Source organism: Parabacteroides sp. PFB2-10 (assembly GCF_029893085.1).
Lineage (GTDB): Bacteria > Bacteroidota > Bacteroidia > Bacteroidales > Tannerellaceae > QVMG01.
The window spans coordinates 21,365-43,381 of record NZ_JARXWI010000015.1 but is presented as its reverse complement, the minus strand read 5'-3'; the positions used below and the strand labels follow the sequence as shown (position 1 = coordinate 43,381).

General features: G+C 46.0%; 17 protein-coding genes. 6 read left to right on the top strand and 11 right to left on the bottom strand.

Annotated elements, in window-relative coordinates; genetic code table 11:
* Positions 1-119 precede the first annotated feature (119 nt).
* Together M2137_RS12005 and M2137_RS12000 are read right to left on the bottom strand one after the other, a co-directional pair.
* The gene (locus M2137_RS12005; RefSeq protein ID WP_280766687.1) at positions 120-1,460 is read right to left on the bottom strand and encodes a dihydroorotase; all 1,341 of its coding nucleotides are present in this window, start codon (positions 1,458-1,460) and stop codon (positions 120-122) included.
* Positions 1,457-2,221, bottom strand: a complete 765-nt coding sequence (locus M2137_RS12000; protein ID WP_280766686.1) for a polyprenol monophosphomannose synthase — start codon at positions 2,219-2,221, stop codon at positions 1,457-1,459. The genes M2137_RS12005 and M2137_RS12000 overlap by 4 nt, the downstream gene beginning before the upstream one ends.
* A 131-nt stretch (positions 2,222-2,352) precedes the next feature.
* Between M2137_RS12000 and M2137_RS11995 the strand changes: the two genes are divergently transcribed.
* Together M2137_RS11995 and yihA are read left to right on the top strand one after the other, a co-directional pair.
* On the top strand, positions 2,353-3,828 hold the full coding sequence (locus M2137_RS11995) for a sodium:solute symporter (RefSeq protein ID WP_280766685.1): 1,476 nt from the start codon (positions 2,353-2,355) through the stop codon (positions 3,826-3,828).
* Positions 3,829-3,847: 19 nt separating this feature from the next.
* Positions 3,848-4,444 carry a ribosome biogenesis GTP-binding protein YihA/YsxC gene (yihA, locus tag M2137_RS11990; RefSeq protein ID WP_280751697.1) on the top strand — a complete coding sequence of 199 codons (597 nt, stop codon included), beginning with the start codon at positions 3,848-3,850 and terminating at the stop codon, positions 4,442-4,444.
* A gap of 25 nt (positions 4,445-4,469) precedes the next feature.
* On the opposite strand, the gene M2137_RS11985 is transcribed toward yihA, so the two are convergent.
* Positions 4,470-6,485 (bottom strand): AAA family ATPase, encoded by a 2,016-nt coding sequence (locus tag M2137_RS11985; RefSeq protein WP_280766684.1) that lies wholly within the window; start codon positions 6,483-6,485, stop codon positions 4,470-4,472.
* 99 nt (positions 6,486-6,584) lie between these two features.
* Between M2137_RS11985 and M2137_RS11980 the strand changes: the two genes are divergently transcribed.
* Both M2137_RS11980 and M2137_RS11975 read left to right on the top strand, forming a co-directional pair.
* On the top strand, positions 6,585-7,532 hold the full coding sequence (locus M2137_RS11980; protein WP_280766683.1) for an SPFH domain-containing protein: 948 nt from the start codon (positions 6,585-6,587) through the stop codon (positions 7,530-7,532).
* 17 nt (positions 7,533-7,549) lie between these two features.
* Positions 7,550-7,732 (top strand): Arc family DNA-binding protein, encoded by a 183-nt coding sequence (locus M2137_RS11975; protein WP_280766682.1) that lies wholly within the window; start codon positions 7,550-7,552, stop codon positions 7,730-7,732.
* A gap of 4 nt (positions 7,733-7,736) precedes the next feature.
* Here the strand turns inward: M2137_RS11975 and M2137_RS11970 are convergent, their stop codons facing one another.
* Positions 7,737-8,696 (bottom strand): SPOR domain-containing protein, encoded by a 960-nt coding sequence (locus M2137_RS11970; protein ID WP_280766681.1) that lies wholly within the window; start codon positions 8,694-8,696, stop codon positions 7,737-7,739.
* Between the two features lie 386 nt (positions 8,697-9,082).
* On the opposite strand from M2137_RS11970, the gene M2137_RS11965 reads away from it, so the two are divergent.
* Entirely contained in the window at positions 9,083-9,373 is a 291-nt protein-coding gene (locus M2137_RS11965) for a hypothetical protein (protein WP_280766680.1), read from the top strand.
* Between the two features lie 85 nt (positions 9,374-9,458).
* On the opposite strand, the gene htpG is transcribed toward M2137_RS11965, so the two are convergent.
* The gene (gene htpG / locus M2137_RS11960; RefSeq protein ID WP_280766679.1) at positions 9,459-11,510 is read right to left on the bottom strand and encodes a molecular chaperone HtpG; all 2,052 of its coding nucleotides are present in this window, start codon (positions 11,508-11,510) and stop codon (positions 9,459-9,461) included.
* A 188-nt stretch (positions 11,511-11,698) separates the two neighbouring features.
* Between htpG and M2137_RS11955 the strand changes: the two genes are divergently transcribed.
* Positions 11,699-13,999, top strand: a complete 2,301-nt coding sequence (locus M2137_RS11955; protein ID WP_280766678.1) for a cation:proton antiporter — start codon at positions 11,699-11,701, stop codon at positions 13,997-13,999.
* Here the strand turns inward: M2137_RS11955 and M2137_RS11950 are convergent.
* The 6 genes from M2137_RS11950 to xylA all read right to left on the bottom strand — a co-directional run bounded on the left by M2137_RS11950 (position 13,996) and on the right by xylA (position 22,012).
* Positions 13,996-15,267, bottom strand: a complete 1,272-nt coding sequence (locus tag M2137_RS11950) for a hypothetical protein (protein WP_280766677.1) — start codon at positions 15,265-15,267, stop codon at positions 13,996-13,998. The genes M2137_RS11955 and M2137_RS11950 overlap by 4 nt on opposite strands.
* A gap of 124 nt (positions 15,268-15,391) precedes the next feature.
* Positions 15,392-17,944 carry an ATP-dependent Clp protease ATP-binding subunit gene (locus M2137_RS11945; RefSeq protein ID WP_280766676.1) on the bottom strand — a complete coding sequence of 851 codons (2,553 nt, stop codon included), beginning with the start codon at positions 17,942-17,944 and terminating at the stop codon, positions 15,392-15,394.
* A gap of 405 nt (positions 17,945-18,349) precedes the next feature.
* Positions 18,350-18,934 carry an LEA type 2 family protein gene (locus tag M2137_RS11940; RefSeq protein ID WP_280766675.1) on the bottom strand — a complete coding sequence of 195 codons (585 nt, stop codon included), beginning with the start codon at positions 18,932-18,934 and terminating at the stop codon, positions 18,350-18,352.
* Positions 18,935-19,025: 91 nt separating this feature from the next.
* A complete protein-coding gene (locus M2137_RS11935; RefSeq protein WP_280766674.1) occupies positions 19,026-19,181 on the bottom strand; it encodes a hypothetical protein in 156 nt (51 codons plus the stop codon).
* Between the two features lie 49 nt (positions 19,182-19,230).
* Positions 19,231-20,616, bottom strand: coding sequence for a D-xylose transporter XylE (gene xylE / locus M2137_RS11930; protein ID WP_280766673.1), 1,386 nt, complete (start codon positions 20,614-20,616; stop codon positions 19,231-19,233).
* A 67-nt stretch (positions 20,617-20,683) separates the two neighbouring features.
* Positions 20,684-22,012: a xylose isomerase gene (gene xylA, locus M2137_RS11925; protein ID WP_280766672.1), complete on the bottom strand. Its 1,329-nt coding sequence runs from the start codon at positions 22,010-22,012 to the stop codon at positions 20,684-20,686.
* Positions 22,013-22,017: the final 5 nt, after the last annotated feature.

Below are 22,017 nucleotides of genomic sequence, written 5' to 3'. Positions count from 1 at the left end.
TAATATAAGCCCGAAAGGGCTTATACGTGGATAAGATAACCCCGAGCTGCGCCAATAGGCTTGCACGGGGTTATCTATGTATAAGCCCTTTCGGGCTTAGCAATACACCGTTTTATATCTTAGCGATACGCCACTTCCATGCCGCGCACAGCGTCATTGACGCAGCCATCGCTGTAGGCCTCTTGCCCGTTGACAAAGGTTTTCCAGACTTTATGGTGGAAGCGGGTGCCTTCGAATGGCGACCAGCCGCATTTGTAGAGTATATTTTCGTTGGTTACCAGCCAGTCGGCTTTCGGGTCGACCAGTACCAGGTCTGCGTAATACCCACTGCGGATATAACCTCGTTTCTCTATGCCAAACAGCTCTGCCGGGGCATGTGCCATCTTTTCGATTACCTTCTCGACCGTGAAGAGTCCGTCCGATGCCATTTCAAGCATCGTCACCAGCGAGTGTTGCACCAAAGGGCCTCCGGATGCCGCCTTCAAGCAGCTTCCTTCTTTCTCGGTGGGTAGATGAGGAGCGTGGTCGGTGGCTACGATATCCAATTTACCACTGTTGATTGCTTGTCGCAAAGCCTCCCGGTCGTCGCGTGTTTTGATGGATGGATTCCACTTGATGCGGTTTCCATATTTTGCGTAATCGGCATCGTCAAACCAAAGGTGATGCACACATACTTCGCCTGTAATCCTTTTGTCCTGCAGGGGTTTGTCGCTCAACAGCGTCATCTCCTTAGCGGTCGACAGGTGAAGGATATGCAATCGGCTACCCAAGCGATCAGCCAGTTCTACCGCTTCGGCAGACGAGGCGTAGCAAGCCTCCGCGTTCCGTATCTTCGCATGGAAAGAGATATCCAGGTCTTCGCCGTACAGTCCGGTGTAATAGGCTATGTTTTTCTTGATGATCTCCTCTTTTTCGGCATGGATGGCAATCAACATATCGGCCTCGCCAAAGATGCGCTCTAAGGTTTCTTTCTTATCGACCAGCATATTGCCCGTCGATGAGCCTAAGAAGAGCTTTAAGCCCGGTATGCGTTTTTTGTTTATACGCTTTATCTCCTCCAGGTTATCATTGGTGGCCCCGAAAAAGAAAGAGTAATTGGCACGCGAAGTCTCCGCGGCACGTTGCAGTTTCCATTCCAGCGCTTCGATCGTGGTGGTCTGCGGTTTGGTGTTTGGCATATCCATAAAAGTGGTTACACCACCGGCCACAGCGGCACGGCTCTCGCTAGCGATATCACCTTTATGGGTTAGTCCCGGTTCACGGAAATGCACCTGATCGTCGATTATTCCGGGCAGAAGCCATTTACCGGCAGCATCGATCACGCGATCCGCTTCCTGTTCACGACCGGCAGACAGGCTTCCTTCAACGATCTCACCGATGGTTTCGCCCTCTATCCGAACGGAACCATCAAACATCCGCCCCTCATTGACGATGCGGGCGTTCTTGATCCATGTTATCATACGTTTTCTATTGCTTTCTTTTGCTTCTGGGGATATTTGCGGAAGAAGCTCCACCATTTGAGTTTGAGCACACCAAACAGCGCCTCTCCGAAGATCGAGCTGTTCATCTTGGAAACACCCAATACCCGGTTTACAAAGATAATAGGCACTTCAGCCAGTGTGAATCCGCATTTATAGGCGGTGAATTTCATCTCTACCTGGAAAGCATACCCTTTGAAGTGGATCTTCTCCAGTTCGATTGTCTCCAACACCTCCCGGCGATAGCACTTAAACCCGGCCGTGGTGTCTTTGATTTTCATACCCGTAACGATACGGACATACATAGATGCAAAATAGGACATCAACACACGGCCTAAAGGCCAGTTCACCACATTCACGCCATCAATATAGCGCGATCCGATCGCTACGTCAGCTCCCTTCAGGGCACATGCCTCATAAAGCGGGATCAAATCGTTCGGGTTATGGCTAAAGTCGGCATCCATCTCAAAGATATAACCGTAAGTATGTTCCAATGCCCATTGGAATCCCCGGATATAAGCGGTACCAAGCCCTTGTTTTCCTGACCGTTCCACAATAAACAGACGCTCGGGGAACTCCTCTTGCATTCTCTTGACAATAGCGGCTGTGCCGTCGGGCGAGCCATCGTCAATAATCAGGATATGAAAAACCTTTTCCAGACCAAAGACAGCCCGGATAATATTTTCAATATTTTCTTTCTCGTTGTAGGTGGGGATGATAACGATGCTATCCGACTTATTCATTTTGCTTTAAATTGGATTAGATTACAAATGTAAGGATTTATTTATTGTATAAACCGTTTCAACTGCCGGATGTTCGCTAAATCGAGGTTTTTCTCACAATAATCCCTACCTTTGTGCGAAATTTATTCCGCATGAGTAGTTCCGTCATCCTTCTGATCATTATAGCCTACTTCAGTCTCCTTCTTTTAATCGCCTGGATAACCGGACGGAAAAACAGTGGGAACGATGCCTTCTTTCTGGGCAATCGCCAGTCACCCTGGCTGATTGTGTCAATCGGTATGATCGGAACCTCGCTCTCGGGCGTCACTTTTGTGTCGGTGCCGGGCATGGTGCGGTCAATCGACATGACCTATATGCAGACTGTGTTGGGCTTTTTTGTCGGATACATCCTGATCGCGAAGATATTACTGCCTTTGTATTATAAACTGAAGCTGACAACCATCTATTCTTACCTCAAAGACAGGATAGGGCAGCGTGGGTATAAAACAGGAGCTTCCTTCTTTTTGCTCTCCAAAATAGTAGGAGCGGCCGCGCGGCTCTATCTGGTGGTGCTTATATTGCAGAATTATGTGTTTAGCGCTTGGCATATTCCGTTTGGCGTGACGGTGGTAATCAGTATCTTTCTTGTTTGGTTGTACACCTTTCGCAGTGGGATCAAAACCATTATCTGGACGGATACTTTGCAGGCTATCTGCCTGATTGGTATGCTTATACTGATTATATGGCAGGTAAAGAATCAAATGGGATTGGATATGCGGGGCATGGTCGACACGATTGCTTCGAGTCCCCATTTCCGGATTTTCGAATTCGATGACTGGCACAGCACTCAACATTTTGCCAAACAGTTTTTCAGCGGGATATTCATTACCATTGTGATGACCGGACTCGATCAGGATATGATGCAAAAGAACCTTTCGTGCAAGAGCCTGCGCGCGGCTCAAAAGAATATGTACACATACGGGTTTGCCTTTACTCCGGTGAATTTCCTCTTTCTCTGCTTAGGGGTGTTGTTGATTGTCTTTGCGCAGCAACAACAGATTGCCCTGCCGGCGATGAACGACGACATACTGCCAATGTTTTGTGCCTCGGGTATGTTGGGCAATAGCATTCTGGTTTTCTTCACCATCGGTATTATTGCGGCGGCATTCAGCAGCGCTGATTCGGCCTTGACGGCACTGACCACCTCGTTCTGCGTGGATATTTTGGGGATCGAACGCGAGGAAGCGGGGAAAGCCAAGCGTACACGCTTGAAGGTGCATCTATTGATTTCCGTCTTGTTTGCCCTTATCATAATCGTATTTAAAGCGGTGAATAACAGGTCGGTTATCGACGCTATCTACATGATTGCCTCCTATACCTACGGGCCATTGCTCGGGTTGTTTGTGTTTGGTTTGTTTACCCGCCGACGTCCGCGCGATAAATATGTTCCTTATATTTGTATTGCATCGCCGTTGATCTGTTTTGCAACCGATCAATTAGTTACTCATTATACGGGGTATCGTTTTGGCTATGAGATGTTGATGTTGAACGGGCTGATTACCTTTGCCGGTTTATGGATAAGTGCTGTCCGCAGAAGCCTGTTGCCGAAAGAACCCTCCGGGAAATAATCAATTAAAAGACGAAGAAATGGAAATCAAAAGTGCTGAATTTGTCATTAGTAATACGGATGTAACGAAGTGTCCGCAAGATAACAGACCCGAATATGCCTTTATCGGGCGCAGTAATGTAGGGAAATCCTCCCTGATCAATATGCTGACCAACCGCAAAGGATTGGCGATGACTTCGCAGAAGCCGGGAAAGACGCAGTTGATCAACCATTTCCTGATCAACGATGAATGGTATCTGGTCGACTTGCCCGGCTATGGCTATGCCCAGCGGGGAAAAGAGGGACGCGAACGGATACAGAAGATCATCGAAAACTATATCCTGGAACGGGAGGCTATGACCAACCTGTTTGTGCTTTTGGATTGCCGGCATAGTCCACAGAAAATAGACCTGGAGTTTATGGAGTGGTTGGGCGAAAACGGCATCCCTTTTGCGATTATCTTTACCAAGATCGATAAACTCAGTAATTCACGCCTTACCGAGAACCTGGAAGCCTACACAGAAAAGCTGCTTGAAGTCTGGGAAGAGCTGCCTCCGATATTCGTAACCTCCTCAGAAAAGAGGGATGGCCGCGACGAGGTGTTGAATTATATTGAAGAGATTAATAAGAGTTTATAATGAGTCTTTTTTAAGTTTTTCAGACTTATCGCCCTCTTTCTTCCCGCAATTCATTGGCAATATCCTGGTGCTTTTGAGCCAATTCTTCTTCTCCCAGATGGCGGTATGCCTCGGACAGGTATTCATGTGCGGGGGGATGCTTGGGTTTTAAAGACACGGCTTTGTATAGATCAGCCATTGCCTCTTCGTAATACTTTATATGCAAATAGCATTTCCCTCGGTTATAGTGCGCCTTGAAGGAGTTGGGACTAAGCTTTACCGCTTGATTAAAACATGACAAGGCGTCGTATTCTTCCTCTAAATCAGCCAGAGTAATGCCTTTGCGCACCCAGGCATCCACAAAGGTTGGATCGAGTTTGAGGGCTTTATCGAAATTGCGGATAGCGGCACGAGCATCACGGGCTTTCGTAACACATTCGTTGCCCATCAGATAATATTCATGGGCATACTCCTTTTGTACTTCACGTAGGGCATGCAGTTCCTCTTTTAGTTTTTTGTTCTGTTCCGTCAGGGTATTGATCTTGCCCAGTTTGAAACGCAACAAACGCTGTACCTCTTCGCTTTTTAGTTCATTCCGCTTTTCGATGGCTGCGGCAAACGATTCCACCGCCGTTTTCATATCCCCCTTATTAAAGCTAAGAGCGGCTTGTGCATATTGCAGTTCGGCTTCACTCTCGCGGAAGCTGTTTTCTATCAGTTGCGGATTATTAAAGCGTTGACTGAAGGCTACAATCTCTTTGCGCACAAAGATATCGTGGAAAGAGATCCGGTTTCTCAATACCAATCCTTCCAGCGAAGTGCAACGGCTGAGGGCAACATAGGTTTGTCCGCCGGCAAAAACGCCACCGGTCAGATCGACCACGACACGGCTGAACGTGAGACCCTGGCTTTTGTGTACGGTTATGGCCCAGGCCAGGCGGATGGGGAGCTGCTCGAATGTGCCGATAATCTCTTCTTCCACCCGTTTTTCCTTTTCATTATATTTATAGCGATAGTTGCGCCAGGAGGTCATTTCCACCAAATGTTCGGAGCCATTTTCCAGCATCACATATACATTGCCGTTCTCATCGATCCCGGAAACCATGCCGATCGTTCCGTTTACCCAGCGGCGATCAGGGTCGTTGTCGATAAAAATCACCTGCGCCTGCTCCTTAATCGCCAGGTTAAGCTGGGTGGGGAGGGAGGCTTCGGGGAAGTCCCCGTCGATACGGCCCACAGAGACAAACTCTTCTCCCTGCAACTCTTTGAGTTTGCGCTCATTGATAAAGTCGACCTGGTCGCGTCGGGTGGCCAATGTGATGTACATATCTTCATTGCGCGGTTCGAACTGAGGGAAAAAGCGGGTATTCAATACCTCCAGATGCTGCTTATGGGCTGCATTGTTGCGTATATGATCCAGGATATCGATGAATACCGGATCGGTCTGGCGATAGACCTTCTGCAATTCGATCGGCACCAGGTTGATTTCCTTGAATACCCTGGCCGAGAAAAAGAAGGGCGTGGCATAGAAGAGACTCAGTATCTCCTTCTGATCGGAAGGAACCACCGGCTCTAACTGGAAAATATCGCCGACAAACAATAGTTGCTTGCCTCCGAAGGGCAGACGTGTATTGCCGGAAAATACCCGCAGAATGCGGTCTATCGTATCGATGGTGTCCGCTCGTACCATGGAAATCTCGTCGATAATGATCAGTTCGATCTCCTGAATCAGCTTCCGGTGCTTCTTCTGGTATTTAAAGAATTCGAATATGCGTCCGCTTTTTGTGCTTAGATCCGGGTCGTCGGGCATCATCGGGCGAAAGGGCAATTTAAAGAAAGAGTGCATCGTTACCCCTTCCGCGTTGATGGCGGCAATACCGGTAGGCGCCAGTACGACATGTTTCTTTTTGGTATGCTTGCAGATATATTTCAGAAAGGTCGATTTCCCTGTTCCCGCCTTGCCGGTCAGGAAGACCGACTGGCGCGTATGCGTGATCAATTGCAACGCGTTTTGAAACTCGCTATTATCTGTATCTAATTGGAACTCGAACTCAGCACTCATAATATATACAAAGATACAAATTCTATGAAATCATTTGCATTTTCAAAAAAATATGCTTTCATTTGTGATATCATTTTAATATCATAACAAAATCAAATCATGAAAGCATCAGAAACAGTTTTTAAAGGCGTAAAACTCTCAGGCTTTGCCGCCCTGACCGCTTGGTTTATCCTGTTGGTAGGATCCATTTATCTAATTACTTTGGGACTGACCTGGAGTGTTCTCGTCGGCGTTGTCGGCCTGTTTATATTGTTTATCTGCCTGATGGGCTTTATGACCATTGAGCCAAACGATGCGCGGGTGATGGTTTTCTTTGGAAAATACAAAGGAACTATTACGGAAAACGGGTTTATGTGGGTGAATCCTTTCTATAATAAGAAAAAGATAACGCTGCGCGCCCGCAACCTGGATGCTGCACCGATCAAGGTAAACGACAAGGTAGGTAATCCGGTGATGATCGGAGCCGTTATGGTATGGAGAGTGAAAGACACCTACAAAGCGATGTTTAATATCGACTCTTCTTCGTTCTCCGTTGTACAAGCCGGCACCGTAACGATCGGAACCTCCGCCGAACTGTCAAAACATATGCAAAGTTTCGAAAACTTTGTCACCATCCAGAGCGACGCGGCTTTGCGTAAGATCGCCGGAATGTACGCCTATGACTCGCATGAAGCGGAGGGAGATAATGTTACGCTTCGCTCCGACGACGGGGAGGTGGCGCGCAAACTGGAGGAAGAACTCAACAGTCGCCTGGCGATTGCCGGCATTGAAATCATTGAGGCCCGCATCAACTACCTGGCCTATGCTGCTGAAATTGCCGGAGTTATGCTGCGTCGCCAGCAGGCCGATGCCATTATTGCTGCCCGGGAAAAGATCGTAGAAGGTGCGGTAAGCATGGTTCAACTCGCTTTAGATAAGTTGGCGAAAGAAGAAATTGTTGATCTGGACGAAGAAAAGAAAGCTGCTATGGTAAGCAATCTATTGGTTGTTCTCTGTGCCGATGAAGCGGCCACGCCGGTACTCAACACAGGAACCCTGCATCACTAACAAAACAGTAACAGAAAATGGCCAAAAAAGAAAATAAAAGCTTCATATTGCGGATCGATGCTGAGATGATGGAAGCAATTGAAACATGGGCTGCGGACGAGTTCCGCAGCACAAATGGCCAGATTCAATATATACTGGATCAGGCCTTGCGCAAAGCCGGACGATTAAAGAAGAAAAAGAAGGGTGACGAGAAGGAGTGAATCCTTAATTGCGGCTGACAAATAACCAGGCTTCTTTGTGTTTTTCAGATTCCCGGATGGAGCTAAGAAAAGACTCCGCTTCCTGTTTGTTATCGAATGTATTGGCATACACACGATGGCGGCCATCTTTGACTATGGTTCCGATATAGGGATATTGGTCGAGGTCAAGCGTTGAAAGATATTCGCTTGCCTTTGCTTCGTTTGGGAAACTTCCGATAACGATATGGTAATTCTTCCTGTTTTTTGCCGGTTCCGGCATGGCTTCCTCTTTTGCGTTCAGGTCGGCTTCGGCCACTATTTCGGGCAACTCACCGGTTGAAACCGTCTCGATCGACGCTTTGCTGAGCAGTTCATGTGGAATCATACTGGCGGTATAGGCCGGTTGTTGCACGTCTGTTACCGGGGTCGATATGATAAGAAACAAAGCAATAGCAGCCACCATGGCAACAGCACTACGCACAAACCGCATATTGACAGGCAGGTAGAACACATCCTTTTTTTGCTTTTCCGGAAGAATGACTCCTGTTTCGTCGCGTTCTATCATAGGAAGCTGCGGAAAATGGAAAGAAGACAATCCGTAATAATCCACATTGAAGTGATTCGTTTTTGCCGGATGGTAAACGATCTGCCCTTCATCACCCAGGGTGAGGGAGCCTAATTGCTCGAAAGCCACTTTCCCAAAACGGCGGAGTTGTGCCAGAAGTTCGGTCACATCCTCTTCCACCATCTTTTGTGCCTTACGAAAATCTGTTTTGTAGGACTGCATATAGGACTCCGTCAATAGGCCGTCGTTGTGTTGCAACGAACAGTTAAAGACCACCTCCTTATGCATCGGCTCGAAGAAATGCGTCACCTTTTCGCAAGAAGAGGCGACAGTTTGTAATACAAAACCACCCACCTTGGGCACAATCACACAATCATGTACCAAAAGCAACCGTTCGATATGTTTTGTAATGCGAAGCATGAATGCAAAGGTAGAAAATTATTTCTAAAAAACAGGATTCCATTCCTTCTTTTCAATCACCATCACAGCCCCAAATTAATAAGAGAGACAAAATGACAAAATGATAGCAAAATCGCCATTTTGCTTTACAATATGATACGTTAAAAAATGTTTCTCCCGGGAGTTTGTCTCCGAAGTCCCGGGATTTCGAAAAAAAACTCCCGCGTTTTTGACAAAATGATATTTCGTCTTGAACCGGGATTTCTTAAAATATCTGTTGAGAACGAGGAAAATTAAAACTATTTATGTTTACCAGTTGTTATTTGGAATAGAAATGTTGCAATATAGACCTTTCGTAATCGTTTTAAAAGTATGATATTTACGTATAATATTAAACTGATATTGAGATGAGGATAGCATTAGTTTTAAGGCAAGAGAAGAAAGAGGTCGAAGACCGTATCAGTCGAGTGATAGTATTCGATGTCGAGAATGACAAAGTGGTTGGAGTGGAAAATGTGGATGTGGCGTCTGCCGATCTGAACACTCTCTCCAATTGGGCCCTCACCGAGCAGGTGGAAGAGATATTTGTCCCTGAAGCGAACGACAGAGTAAAGCCCTATTTCAATCTGAAAGGGATAGAAATGAAGGGGTATGATGAGTTAGGTGACAACAAGCTGTTTCAAACATTTATTGTATAATGAAGGTTTTCTATAAAAAATGAAAGGCTGCTTTCCAGTATGGGAAGCAGCCTTTTTCAATTAACTATACAATACAAATAAAGCTTTATTCTATCATCTGTACACTTCGCTTGATGAACTGGCTAAGTGCTTCGCCTTTTAGCATGCCGTTGGCCAATAGAGCCAGGTCGATCAACTGGCTGACCATCTTGTTCGTACCGGCATATTCGGCAATGATAGCATCGCGCTGCCCGCGCAATTCATCCAACTTTTTATCGGTGTTGGCCTTGTCTTCTTTCTCTTCGGAAGTGATTTCTTCCTCTTTTTTCTTACTCTGAGCCTCCTGAAGGTCAGCCTGGCGAGCTTCCCAACCTTTGATATCGGCAGCAATCGGAGTGATCTTATCGTTCAATGCCAGCTCTTCATCCGCCAATACCTTCTTTACCAATGGATGGTCGGTGTTCAATACCAGGTTATAGCTGTCGGGGATTTCACCATAGAAAGACATGCCGGGTTGCATAGCGGCCATGTCGCGCATACGGCGCATATACTCGCTTTGGGTCAGCATCACCGGATGGCTGTTTTCGCCTAAGGCTTCGAAAGCAACCATAAACTCTGTTTTCTCAATCTGAGGAAGCTGGCTTTTGAACATCTGTTGCAAAGCGTTCTGCTGTTCTTCATCGAGTGTCACCTTATTGGCATCGCTCTTGCGAATCAGATTGTCAACCGTATCGCTGTCGACACGCACAAAACGCGTCTTCTCCAGCTTCTGTTCCAACTGACCAATCACATGCGAATCCAATTGCCCGTCCATAAACAATACGCTGTAGCCTTTGTCTTTCGCCGCATGGATATAGCTGTACTGATCTTCCCGGTTGTTGGTGTAGAGATAGATCAGGTTTCCTTCTTTATCTGTTTGATTCTCATTTACCAACGTTTTGTATTCCTCGAAGGTGAAATAGGCATTATCCACATCTTTCAATAAGGCAAACTTCGCGGCGCGGTCGTAAAACTTTTCATCGGTTAGCATGCCATATTGGATAAAGAGTTTCAAGTTGTCCCATTTTTCTTCAAACTGAGGACGGTCGCTCTTGAAGATCTCTTCCAGGCGGTCGGATACCTTTTTGGTGATATGGTTGGAGATCTTTTTCACATTCTGGTCGCTCTGCAGATAGGAACGCGACACATTCAGCGGAATATCCGGTGAATCGAGCACACCATGCAGCAGGGTCAGAAACTCCGGTACGATTCCTTCCACCGAGTCGGTTACAAAAACCTGGTTGCAGTACAACTGAATCTTATTCCGGTTCAGGTCGATATTGTTTTTAATGCGTGGGAAATAGAGGATCCCCGTCAGGTTGAACGGATAATCCACATTCAGATGGATCCAAAACAAAGGTTCTTCGGCCATCGGATACAGGTCGCGGTAGAACTTCTGATAGTCTTCGTCGGTCATGTCAGCCGGTTTACGCACCCAAGCCGGCGTAGTGTCGTTGATGATGTTGTCCTCTTCCGTGTCGACATATTTACCATCTTTCCATTCCTGTTTCTTGCCAAATGCGATCGATACAGGCAGGAAGCGGCAATATTTGGTCAACAGGCCAAGCAATTTCTCTTTGGTGAGAAAATCTTTATTCTCATCGTCGATATACATGATGATATCGGTTCCCCGATCGGCTTTTTCGGTTTCCTCCACGGTGTATTCGGGATCGCCTTCACAGCTCCATTTCATGGCGACAGCGCCCTCTTTATGTGATTTGGTGACAATCTCCACCCGTTTAGATACCATAAAAGAGGAATAAAAGCCTAAACCGAAATGGCCGATAATAGAGGCTGCATCGTTTTTATACTTCTCAACAAACTCTTCGGCACCGGAGAAGGCGATCTGATTGATATACTTATCGATCTCCTCGGCTGTCATACCGATACCCCGGTCAGAAACAACGATCTTCTCATCATCGAAACTGACGCGGACTGTCAGGTCACCCATTTCACCTTTGAAATCGCCAACCGATGCCAGCGTCCTCAGTTTCTGAGTCGCGTCGACTGCGTTTGATACAATTTCGCGTAGGAAGATTTCATTGTCACTGTAGAGGAACTTCTTGATAATGGGGAATATATTTTCACTCGTTACCCCAATGTTACCTTGTTTACTCATCGTTCTTTCTCTGTTTTTTATGTAGTTATACTTTGTTTGCTATTATGCTGTATGCAAAAGAGATGCCAAACGGGGCAGGAGAGGGGAAGTTTCTTTCCGACTGACAAATTTGCAGACGTAAAAAAGCGAAATTGTCACTTGAAACTAACGGATTTTTACTAATTTTAACCACGCAAACAACTCAGACTATGACGCATCTTCATGATTTTATAGGTGACCTGGCTCTCATTCTTATCACAGCAGGCATCGCAACTATACTTTTTAAATGGCTGAAACAACCGGTGGTATTGGGCTATATTGTGGCCGGATTTATTGCTGGGCCTTATATTACATGGCTTCCAACGGTGACCGATATGGGGAATGTGGAGATATGGTCGGAAATTGGTGTCATCTTTCTATTGTTTGCGCTTGGGCTCGATTTTAGTTTCAAGAAATTGATGGATGTGGGTGGAACGGCTTCGATTGCCACCTTAATCAATATGGGATCGATGATCCTGATAGGCTATATCGTCGGGCAACTATTAAACTGGTCACAAATGGATAGTATCTTTCTCGGAGGCATGCTTTCTATGTCGTCGACCACCATCATTATCAAAGCCTTCAATGATATGGGCCTGCAAAAGCAGAAGTTTGCCGGCATTGTTTTCGGTATGCTGATCGTCGAAGACCTGGCGGCGATCCTGATGATGGTGTTGTTGTCGACGGTTGCCGTAAGCCATACTATCGAAGGAGTGGAGCTGTTGAATAGCCTGTTGCGCCTGATGTTCTTTGTGTTGGTGTGGTTTATTGTGGGTATTTACCTGATACCCACAATGCTTAAGAAACTGGGCCGGTATCTGAACGACGAAACCCTGTTAATTGTATCGATCGGTCTTTGCCTGGGCATGGTTTTGTTTGCCTCAAAGGTTGGCTTCTCGGCAGCGCTTGGGGCGTTTATTATGGGATCTATTCTGGCGGAAACGGTCAAGGCAAAGGCGATAGAACATCTGGTAGAGCCTATCAAAACCTTTTTTGGCGCCATCTTTTTTGTTTCTGTCGGCATGATGCTCGACCCGAATGTGATCGTAGAATATGCTACATTGATTGTTGTACTCACTTTAGTGGTATTGATCGGGCGTATTATTTTTGCTACTTTGGGTGTGTTGGCTTCCGGAGAAGGGTTGAAGGTGGCGATGCAGGCAGGTTTTAGTCTGGCACAGATCGGGGAGTTCTCCTTTATTATTGCTACGTTGGGTAATAGTCTGGGGGTGATCAGCAACACGCTTTACCCGATTATTGTCGCCGTATCCATCATCACCACCTTCACCACGCCCTATTGCATCCGCCTGTCGACACCCATCTATAACTGGATAGAGAAACATACGCCTGCCAATCTGACCCGCTTATTGGAAGGCTATGCCTCCTCGAACCTGAAGACAGTAAACAAACGTACGCACTGGAATCGCTTACTGCGTAGCATACTGCAGTTTACGGCTATTTATGCAACCGTTTCTTTAGCTGTGATTTATCTGTGTGAATACTTCGTTACGCCCTTTATTTTAGAGAATGTTCCGGCTATTTGGGGGCGGTTATTGGCGGCTACCATCACGCTTATCCTGATGGCGCCCTTCCTGCGTGCCATCATGATGAAGAAGAATCGCTCGGAAGAATTCAAGTCTTTATGGGAAGACAACCACTTCAACCGCGGAGCATTGATCTCGCTGATTGTGCTTCGGGTGGTTATATGTATCGGCTTAACCATGATGGTATTGACTCCTTTATTCCCGAATGCCACGGTTTGGCTGTGGGTCATCTCCGGTGGCGTGGTTACCTGTATCATATTTTTCCAGGGCTTTAAAACACAATCGCGGCGTATGGAAGCACGCTTCTTAGAGAATCTGAACCAGAAACAGCTGTTTGAAGAGAAGCGCGCACCCATACATCCGAAGATTGCCAATGCCTTGTTGTCGAAAGATATCCACCTGGAGGAGATAGATGTGTCGCCCTCTTCGCCTAAAATAGGGAAGACCCTGCGCGATCTTGACCTGAGAAGCCGTTATGGAGTGAATGTGGTTTCAATCATCCGTGGCAACCAGAAGATCAATATCCCGGATGCCAACGAGCGTATCTATCCCTATGACAAGATGATCGTGGCCGGATCGGATGAAGATATCCAGAACATGACCAAGGTGATTGCCGACCGGGCACAGGTGGAGATACCGGAAGAGGAGCCCATCTACCAGATCAGCTTATCACAATACGTGGTGGAACCCGGCTCTCCCCTGATCGGGGAGACGATTCAATCCATGAATATACAAAACCAGACAGAATGTATGATTATCAATATCGAACGCGACGATGTTTCCATTATCCATATTTATCCCGACTTTATGTTCGAAGAGGGCGACACACTTCTGCTTGCCGGTGAAAAGGAGAAGCTCAACGCGTTTGAAGAAAATCTGGGATTGATCCCGCCTTTTATCGGGATATTACATACCGATGCACATTAATCGATCGATAAGGTTCGTATATTCCGGGCATTTTCCAGGTAGTGGATGGTCTGATTATCGATCCATCCCGGACGCGAAATGCCATAAGCATCTCTCTGATTTACATCGAATCCTGTCAGTTGATTAAACTGTTTCTTTTCGATATCGTACACCCAAAGCTGCGTACTTCCGGAGCGAGTTGAAGTGAATGCCATTCTCTTTTTGTCGGGAGAGAGGGATATATCCGTATCGAGCCATTGGGAGCGAATGATATTTTCGCATTTGTCGCTATTGATGGATGCCCTATATATACAAGAATAAGCCCGATAATAATCTATTGATTCTCTTGCTTCAAAGATAAACTCTTCATTATTGATCCAATCAATACTTTCCAAACTATTGTAATCATCCCGCTTCAAGATGGTTGTTAATTCCTTTGTTTCCAAATCGAGCATACGGATAGAGTACTTCCACTCTTCCGTGTTTTCTAATGACGTGCAAAGAATCTTTTTGGAATCAGGTGAGATCGCCAGGTTAAACACATATTTATCGGGTAATGTAAACAGGATTGACTCCTCTTTTGTCGTTAAATCATACACGAGGATAGCTTTATCGTTTCCAATCATCGTGGAATAGACAATCATATTCCCGTCACTGCTCCAGCAAATATCATACAGGGAACGATTATTATGTACCAACTCTTTTCCCGAGCCATCCAGGTTGACTACAATCAATTGTCTTTTATTTAAAATATTAAGGCGTGTATTGTACGCAACTTTATTATTCACAGGACAGTAACGTAGTAAATCAATAAGATCACTTGTTGCTGATTCTTTGAAGATTAGCTGAGATTGAACCTCTGGGTTAGGGATAACCATAATAGTAAGTGACACCTCCGAATCATATTTTTTGCGGGAGGATTCCACATAAAAATAGACCGGTTTTCCATTCTCCAGGCCTTTGATCGTATGTTCAAAATAGGGGTCTTTTCGGTTTGTAAACTCAACCACTTTCGTAAAATCCTTATCCGGGTCAAACGATTGATATAGGGTAAACTTCTCGGGCTCAAGATCGGGCAGCATGATGCACTTGGTATTTATATCCTGGGTATATTGGTTGTTATACCCCCAGGCAACAATTACTTGTCCATCGCCAATGGTGGTCTTTTCCATTCGTACGGTACGCAATTTCCCGCTGTTGTGTTCGGGATCATCAAAATCAAAGTCATTATCACAGGCTGAAAACAATAAAACAGACAGAACGACAGCAAACAAATAGGACTTTTTCATAAGATTATCTTTTGGGGTACTTCTATTATGATGCAATGCAGGCTTTAAATGTTGCATTATGAACCACAAAAAAGGTCACCAGCCATTCGGCGGTAACCTTTTCTCTCTATTATCCTATATTGTTTCAAGCCTCTTCTTTCGGCTCTTTCTTTTTCACTTCGGTGGTGATCTGTTGTTCTTCTTTGTTGAAGCCGACAATGATCTCATCGCCTTCGCCCACCGATGCCCGAATGATCATCTCTGCCATTTCGTCTTCCAGGTATTTCTGGATGGCACGTTTCAGTGGACGGGCGCCAAACTGCACGTCATATCCTTTAGAGGCGATGTAATCCTTCGCATCATCGGTAATAACTAATTTGTAACCCAGGTCTTCAACACGCTTGTAAAGTCCCTTCAGTTCGATATCGATAATCTGATGGATAGATGTTTTGTCCAACTGGTCGAACATAATAATATCATCCACACGATTCAGGAACTCAGGAGCAAAGGCCTTATTCAACGCCTTTTGTATCACGCCGCGCGAGAAATCTTTATCCGCTTCGCTTGCCGCCTGTGCCTGGAAGCCGATGCCACGTCCAAAGTCTTTCAACTGACGGGTACCGATATTGGATGTCATGATCACTATTGTATTCTTGAAATCAATGCGACGTCCCAGACTGTCGGTCAAGCGCCCTTCGTCCAATACCTGCAGAAGCAGATGGAACACATCCGGATGCGCCTTCTCAATCTCATCGAGCAATACGACCGAATAGGGTTTGCGGCGCACTTTCTCCGTGAGCTGTCCGCCCTCTTCGTATCCCACGTATCCCGGAGGTGCACCGATCAGGCGCGATACGGCAAACTTCTCCAGGTATTCGCTCATATCAATACGGATCAGGGAATCAGCCGAGTCGAACAGATATTCTGCCAACTTCTTGGCCAAATGTGTTTTACCCACCCCTGTCGGTCCCAGGAACATAAAGGTGCCGATCGGTTTGTTCGGGTCTTTCAGTCCGACACGGTTGCGCTGAATAGCTTTTACGATTTTGCTCACCGCTTCATCCTGGCCAATTACCTGCTTTTTCAGGATATCGCCCATTTCCAACAGGCGGGCATTCTCCGTGGTAGCAATACGTTGAACCGGCACGCCTGACATCATGGCGACCACTTCGGCCACCTTGTCTTCATCGACCGTTTCACGGTGTTCCTGCATTTCCTGTTCCCATTTGGCTTTTGCTGCCTCCAGTTGCAACAGGTATTGACGCTCTTTGTCACGGAAGCTGGCAGCCAGCTCAAAATTCTGCGATTTCACAGCAGCCAGCTTCTCTGCTTTCGTATCTTCAATCTTTCCTTCCAACTCTTCGATGCTCTTGGGAACGATGATATTGGATATATGTACACGCGATCCGGCTTCATCCAGGGCATCGATCGCCTTATCCGGGAAGTTGCGGTCGCTGATATAACGTTCTGTCAATTTGACACACGCTGTAAGCGCGCCGTCCGTATAGCTCACATTGTGATGCTCTTCATAGCGCGGTTTGATGTTTTTCAATATCTGTAATGTCTCTTCCGCCGTGGTCGGATCAACGATTACTTTTTGGAAACGACGCTCCAGGGCACCGTCTTTCTCTATATTCTTGCGGTATTCATCCAGTGTGGTAGCTCCAATACATTGTATCTCACCACGTGCCAGAGCCGGTTTCAGCATATTGGCCGCGTCCATCGAACCCGAAGCCGAACCGGCTCCGACAATCGTATGGATCTCGTCGATAAACAGGATGATATTCGGATTTTTGGAAAGCTCGTTCAGGATCGCTTTGATACGTTCCTCGAACTGTCCGCGGTATTTCGTTCCGGCGACAATCGATGCCATATCCAGGCTTATCACACGCTTGTCGAACAGGATTCGTGATACCTTACGTTGGGTGATCCGAAGCGCCAGCCCTTCTACGATGGCCGATTTTCCGACACCCGGCTCACCAATAAGCACCGGATTATTCTTTTTGCGCCGACTCAGGATCTGCGCCAGGCGTTCGATCTCCGTCTCGCGGCCAACGATCGGATCCAGGCGGTTTTCGGCTGCCGCACGGGTCATGTCGGTACCGAAATTATCGAGCACCGGCGTGTCGTTGGGCGACTTCGGCTGATTGCCACCCTGACCACGGGAAGTTTCTTTTCGGGAGGCGAAATCATCCTCGTCGTCATCTTCATCGTCGGTGTATCCGTCGCTTATTTCATCCACCTCCTCATATTCGGTCAATCCGCTGCCGCTTACCAAATGGTTGTAAACGCTGCGGTAATTGACGCCCTCTTTGTTCAAGGCACGAGCGGCGATATTGAATTCTTCCTTTAATATGGCCAAAAGCAGGTGTTCGGTTCCGGTTTCCGTACTCTTAAACATACGGGCTTCCAACACGCTCATGCGCAATACGCGTTCGGTGGTTTTGGTCAGGGCAATCTCCTGCTGGTGGTCATCGTCTGCGTCGACCGTATTGCGAATATCCTGTTCGATACATCTTTTAATACCGGTCGGATCCGCATTCAACTCATGTAAGAGCTGTATTGCTTTCCCTTCACCATCACGGATGATACCCAGCATCAAATGCTCCGGACCTATATAGCTGTTTTGAAGGCGCATAGCCTCTTCACGACTATATTCGATCACATCCATCAGTCTCTTCGTATAATTTTGTTTCATCTTTCTATTCCTTCTGGTTTGTATCTATGCAAATATAAATATCTTGTTTAATAAACAGCAAATACTATGCCATTGTTTTGATAGATGTTGAAAACTATCCATAGCGGCAAAAAAGCTAATTATCATTTTGATAGCAAAAAGGCCATTTTGCTTTACAATATGATACGTTAAAAAATGTTTCTCCCGGGAGTTTGTGAAAAAAGTCCCGGGAGTTCGGAAAAAAAGTCCTGCGATTTTGACAAAATGATAAATTGAACTTTGATTACGCTGAATGCAGGATGGGCTATGATTTGATTTCTCCTGATTTTTTTTGAATCACCTGATTGTTTACACAAATAATCAGAAAATCATCTAAATCAAGAAATCAAATCATAGCCCATCCTGCATTCAGGGAAATCACAGTTCTTATTTCCCCCCGAAAGCAAAGCTCACGGGCAGATAGACAGGGGAGGGGATGGTGTAGTCGCCCACTTTGATATTGGGGCGCAGTTGGAGGGTGATCTGTGATTGCTGGTCGTTTACGCCAACGATGTTCTTTACGACATTGACTACAGCGTCTTTCGTATCGCCTTTCAACAGCGTAGCCAGGTCGAAGCCGATCGACAAAGGAAGTTTTTGTTTGGCTCCGGCGGCGATATTGAGCGCCTGGTTGATGCTGCCGGTGGTGAACTGCACACCGTCGATCTGCAGGATATATTGCAATCCCTGTAGGAAGGCAGCCGATTGATTGGGGTTAGTTATGTCGAGATTCAATGTGAAGTTGAGAGGCACAGAGCTGGCCTGCCCGGTCAACAGGGGAGTTAGTTGCAATAGCTGCACCGGATTGATACCTTTGGACAGGTCCATACCGGCGAGTTGCAGGTTGGAGATCGAATTATAATCGAATTTACACTGCGTCAGGTTGTAGGCACCACTTACCTGTTTGGCTACATCGCAGCCTTGCAACAGCATACAGACCAGTAATAAAGAGAAAAAATGTGTTAGTTTCATATCGAGAATATTTTTATAATGTATATATATATATAAACCGCGAGAGCCTGATTTGTTTAATCAGGTTGCAAAAATAGACAAAAAGAAGGGTTTATCCTTTTAACATATAGCCTTTTCTTGGGATGGCTATAATCCGGATGGTCGGATCATGGGCGATCACCCGACGGATATAGGTAACCACCGTGATTCGTATAAAAAACGCGGGAACCATCCCTTTCGTAAAGGATAATTCCCGCTCATCATTCATTAGTGGTAATATTTGTGTCGTTTAAGTGGTTTTTTCGTTGTCTCTTTTTTTATTTTTTCCAATATTTTTCTATTTCTTCCAGTGATTTCCCTTTGGTTTCCGGAACCATCTTCCAAACAAACAGCATGGATAAGACTGCCATTAGTCCGTAGAATCCGTAGGTCATCGGTTCGCTAAAGCTCATCATGGACGGATAGGTCGATGAGATGAAAAAGTTAGCAGCCCATTGTGCCGCTACCGCGATAGCTACCGCCTGTCCGCGAATCTTATTGGGGAAGAGTTCGGATATGTAAACCCAACAGATCGGTCCCCAAGACATCATAAAGGAGGCTGTGAAGATGATGATAAATACCAATGTCAGGATGTTGATAATATGTAAGTAAGCTAAGATAGCTACGGCGAACATACCCACTGCCATACCTATAGAGCCAATGATCAACAAAGGCTTACGTCCCAGCTTATCTACTGTCATGATCGCCAGTACGGTAAAGATTACATTAACCAATCCCATCACAATGGTTTGTAACATGGAAGCATCTCGTCCGGCTCCCATATTCTCAAAGATGGTAGGAGCGTAATACAGAACGACATTGATTCCCACAAACTGTTGGAATACAGAAAGCAGAATGCCGATAACGATTACTTTCTTGCCATAAGACAATAGTTTGCTTTTCGTATTTTCTGATACCGTAGCGACAATCTCATCCAATATTTGTTTCGCTCTTTCCTTGTTGATGTTTATCTTTTCCAGAACACTAAGTGCTCTCTTTTCTTCACGTATCAACGCCAAATAACGCGGTGTTTCCGGAACGAAGAACAGGAAGATAAAGAATAAACCGGCAGGAATAGCCTCTGAGGCAAACATATAACGCCATCCCATATCGTGTACCCATTCGGTCGTTTGACCTTTAGCAATACCCCAGTTCACAAAATAAACCACGAGCATACCAAAGATAATGGCAAACTGGTTGAAAGATACCATCCGGCCACGCATATCGGCAGGAGCAATCTCTCCGATATAGGTAGGGCATACAGCCGAAGCCAGACCGACACCAATACCTCCGATAATACGATAACAGTTAAAAGCCAAAAGCAGACCTATAGAAGGTTCCCCTTTCGTGAAGAACAGTACTTCAGGGAATGCGGAGGTCAAAGCCGAGAGGAAGAAGAGGAATCCCGCGATTTGCAGACTTCTCTTTCGTCCGTATCGATTGGATAGAAAACCGGAAATCAGGCCTCCGATAATACAGCCAATCAAGGCACTGGATACAGTAGCTCCCAAAGCAAAATCTCCTAATCCGTTAGGTATAATGAAATTAGCTTTGATAGAGTCAACCGTACCGGAGATAACCGCCGTATCGTAACCGAAAAGCAGTCCTCCCAAGGTGGCAACCAAGGTGATTGCGAAAATATAAATTGAATTGTATTGTTTCATGGTAATCGGTTTACAGTGAGCTGTAAGCAGTGATTTTCACTGCTTACAGCTTGCCTGTTTACTACTATTAGATGTACAAATTAACGATTGCTTCATAAAGCTCTTGCTTGCCACTGGTTTGAGCAGGCTCGCCTTTTGCCTTCGCATATTCGACTACCTCTTCCAAAGAGAGTTTGCCTTCTTCGAATTCTTTTCCTTTGCCTGCGTCGAAAGAGCTATAACGATCTTCCAGCATCTTCGGCATAGGTGACTCTTCTAATAGGGCTGCCGCTACTTCTAAAGCGCGAGCGAATGCATCCATACCGGCGATATGAGCAATGAAGATATCTTCCAGGTCGGTTGAATTACGACGTGTCTTAGCGTCGAAGTTCGTTCCGCCACCTTGCAATCCACCACTGCGCAGGATCACTAACATCGATTGAACCAGTTCGTTGATGTCGATAGGGAATTGGTCTGTATCCCAGCCATTCTGATAATCACCGCGGTTAGCATCGATTGATCCCAGCATACCGGCGTCAGCAGCACACTGCAGTTCGTGTTCGAACGTGTGACCTGCCAGGGTTGCATGGTTTACTTCGATATTCAATTTAAAGTCATTCTCTAAGCCATGTGCGCGCAAGAAACCGATCACCGTTTCCGCATCCACGTCGTATTGGTGCTTCGTTGGTTCCATAGGTTTCGGTTCGATCAGGAAGTTTCCTTTGAAACCTTTGTTGCGAGCATAGTCGCGAGCGGCTGTCAACATAGTAGCCAGATGCTCTTTCTCACGTTTCATTTGGGTATTCAAGAGAGAAGAATAACCTTCACGTCCTCCCCAAAATACATAGTTCTCACCTCCGAGTTCGATTGTTGCATCGATAGCATTCTTGATTTGAACCCCTGCGCGAGCCACTACATCAAAGTCTGGGTTGGTAGCCGCACCGTTCATATAACGTTTGTGTCCGAATACGTTTGCCGTACCCCAAAGCAATTTGATACCGGTTGCAGCCTGTTTTTCTTTCGCATAAGCGACAATAGCTTTCAGGTTGGCTTCATATTCTTCGATTGAGTTACCCTCGTCGATTAAGTCTACATCGTGGAAGCAATAGTATTCAATGCCTACTTTCTGCATGAACTCAAAGCCCGCGTCCAGTTTTTGCTTCGCTATTTCCAAAGCCGAGTTGCCTGCTGCCCAGGGGAAAGTCTTGGTTCCGCCACCGAATGGATCTCCTCCTTCAGCGCAAAGGGTGTGCCACCATGCCATAGAGAATTTGAACCAGTCTTTCATCTTACGTCCGTAAACCATCTTTTCCGGATCATAATAGTGGAATGCCATCGGGTTTTTAGACTCTTTTCCTTCGAAAGCAATCTTCCCGATTCCAGGGAAGTACTCTTTGTTACCGTTGTTGATACTCATGATTT